A 2765-nucleotide genomic window follows, 5' to 3' on the forward strand; every position below is an offset into this window, starting at 1 on the left:
CCCGCCAGGCGCTGGAGGCCGCCCGCCCCACCCCGCCGCCGCGCCCGTTGCCCTTCGTCGCCGGCATCGGCGCCTGGGCGGTGGCCGTGCTGAGGGATGTGCGCGCCGCCACCGGCTTCCTGGGCGAGGCGGTGGTGATGACGCTCTCCCTGCTGCCGCGGCCGCGCCGGCTGCGCGTGGGCGACCTGCTGCGCCACCTGGACGAGGCCGGGCTGCGCGCCTTCCCGCTGACCCTGCTGCTCGGCCTGCTGATCGGCGTCATCCTGGCCTTCCAGTCCTCCATCCCGATGCGGCAATACGGGGCGGAGATCTACATCCCCTCGCTGGTCGGCATCTCCCTGCTGCGCGAGCTGGGGCCGCTGATCGCCGCCATCATCCTGGCCGGCCGCACCGGCTCCGCCTTCGCCGCCGAGCTCGGCACCATGACGGTGAACGAGGAGGTGGACGCGCTGCGCATCATGGGCATCGACCCCATGGTGATGCTGGTGCTGCCGCGGCTGATCGCGGCGATGCTGGTGATGCCGGTGCTGACCCTGCTGATGAACCTCTCCGGCCTGATCGGCATGGGGACGGTGATGGGCGCGCTGGGCTTCCCGGCGGCGCTGGTGATCAACCAGCTCAGCTACTGGCTGACGCTCGGCACGCTGCTGGGCGGGCTCGGCAAGTCGGTGGTGTTCGGGCTGGTGGTGGCGGGCATCGGCTGCCGCGCCGGCCTCTCCGCCGGGCGCGGCCCGCGCGCGGTGGGCGACGCGGCCACGGCGGCGGTGGTGGGCGGCATCGTCTCCACCGTGGTGCTGGACGGGCTGTTCGCCGTGCTGTTCTACCGGCTGGGCTGGTGAGCATGGACGGCACCGAGCGCGGCCAGGCCAGCCCCGACCTCCACCGCCACACGCCGCGCGACCCGGTGGTGAGGGCCGACGGCGTCGCCATGGCCTTCGGCGCCAACACTCTGTTCCGCGATGTCAGCTTCAGCGTCGAGCGCGGCGAGGTCTTCGTCATCCTGGGCGGCTCGGGCTGCGGCAAGTCGACCCTGCTGAAGCTGCTGATCGGGCTCTACCGCCCGACCGCCGGGCGCATCGGCATCCTCGGCCAGGAGCTGGCGAAAACCGGCGGCGCGCAGCGGCGCGCCCTGCTGGCGCGGCTCGGCGTGATGTGGCAGTCGGGCGCGCTGTTCGGCTCGATGACGCTGCTCGAGAACGTCATGCTGCCGCTGGAGGCGCACACCGCCCTGCCGCGCGCGGCGCGGGAGGAGGTCGCGCGCATCAAGCTCGGCCTGGTGGGCCTCGGCGATGCCGCGCACCGGCTGCCGGCCGAGATCTCCGGCGGCATGGCCAAGCGCGCCGGCATCGCCCGCGCCATGGCACTCGACCCGCCGCTGCTGTTCCTCGACGAGCCCTCGGCCGGGCTCGACCCCATCACCTCCGCCGGGCTGGACCAGCTGATCCGCGACCTGGCGCGCGACCTCGGCACCACCTTCGTGGTGGTGACGCATGAGCTGCAGAGCATCCTGGCCATCGGCGACCGCTGCATCATGCTCGACAAGCAGGCCCAGGGCATGATCGCCGAGGGCGACCCGCGCGATCTGCGCGACCATGCGACGCACCCCACGGTGCGCGCCTTCTTCCGCCGGGAGGCCGCCTGACATGCCCCAGACCTCGCGCCTCTATGTCCGGGTCGGCGCGCTGATCCTGGCCGGGCTGGGGCTCGGCCTCGGCTTCGTGCTGTTCCTCACCGGCGGCGGCCTCGGCCGCCAGGCGATGGTCTTCGAGACCTATCTGGGGGAGAGCGTCACCGGCCTCGAGGTCGGCGCGGCGGTGCGCTACCGCGGCGTGCAGATCGGCCAGGTGAGCGAGATCGGCCTGGTCAACGCCGAATACCCGCCCTCCAGCCGCAACCAGGCGCTGGAGGCCTTCCAGCTGGTGCTGGTGCGCCTGGCGCTCGACCCCGCCAAGGCCACCATCGACAGCGCCGAGGCGGCGGAGCGCGCGGTCAGCCGCGGCCTGCGCGCGCGGCTCTCCAGCCAGGGCATCACCGGGCTGGCCTATATCGAGCTGGATTTCGTCAACGCGGCGCGCTTCCCGGCGCGCGAGGACCTGCCCTGGACGCCCGCCTATCCGGTGATCCCGGCCATGCCCTCGACCGTGGCGCAGGTGCAGAACGCGGCGGAGGCGCTGCTGTCGCGCATCCAGCAGGCGCCGATCGAGCAGCTGCTGGGCGATGTCGGCGCCGTTGTCGGGCTGGTGAAGGAGCAGCTGCAGGAGGGCGACCTCTCCCGCACCCTGGCCGAGGCGGCCGAGACCATGACGGCGCTGCGCGGCCTGGCCAGCGAGACCGACCTGCCCGGGCTGGTGCGCGAGCTGCGCGAGACGGTGGCCGAGCTGCGCGGCGTGGTGGGCGGGCCGGAGGCGCGCGCGACGCTCGCCAATGCCTCGGCCGCGGCGGGGGAGCTGCGCCAGGCCCTGGCCCGGCTGCCGGCGGCCATCGCCTCGCTGGAGCAGGTGGCGCGCAGCGCCCGCACCACGACGCAGGACGCCAATGCCGATCTCGGCCCGCTGCTGCGCGACCTGCGGGCGGTGGCGGGCAATCTGCGCGACACCACCGAGGCGCTGCGCCGCGCCCCCGGCCAGGCGATCTTCGGCGCGCCGCCGCCGGCCCCGAACTACCGCTGACGCCCCGCCGCACCCGCCAGGAGATCGCCGCCCATGCCCCGACTGCCCCGCCGCTCGCTGCTGGCCCTCGCCCCGCTCGGCCTCGCCGCCTGCTCG

3 protein-coding genes are annotated in these 2765 nt (G+C 74.4%); all 3 read left to right on the forward strand.

What is annotated here, in order from left to right; translation table 11 throughout:
* Positions 1–839 (forward strand): MlaE family ABC transporter permease (locus tag HMPREF0731_RS09625; protein WP_007003918.1); only part of this gene is annotated, 839 nt, incomplete at its 5' end.
* A gap of 2 nt (positions 840–841) precedes the next feature.
* Positions 842–1642, forward strand: coding sequence for an ABC transporter ATP-binding protein (locus HMPREF0731_RS09630; RefSeq protein ID WP_007003919.1), 801 nt, complete (start codon positions 842–844; stop codon positions 1640–1642).
* Position 1643: 1 nt separating this feature from the next.
* Positions 1644–2669: an MlaD family protein gene (locus HMPREF0731_RS09635; protein WP_040612627.1), complete on the forward strand. Its 1026-nt coding sequence runs from the start codon at positions 1644–1646 to the stop codon at positions 2667–2669.
* Positions 2670–2765 lie beyond the last annotated feature (96 nt).

Origin of the sequence: Pseudoroseomonas cervicalis ATCC 49957 (genome assembly GCF_000164635.1) — a bacterium.
Taxonomy (GTDB): domain Bacteria; phylum Pseudomonadota; class Alphaproteobacteria; order Acetobacterales; family Acetobacteraceae; genus Pseudoroseomonas; species Pseudoroseomonas cervicalis.

Bases quoted from the DNA above. Each gene is read 5' to 3' on its own strand.
- HMPREF0731_RS09630 (WP_007003919.1), top strand. From the start codon at position 842: ATGGACGGCACCGAGCGCGGCCAGGCCAGCCCCGACCTCCACCGCCAC.
- HMPREF0731_RS09635 (WP_040612627.1), top strand. From the start codon at position 1,644: ATGCCCCAGACCTCGCGCCTCTATGTCCGGGTCGGCGCGCTGATCCTG.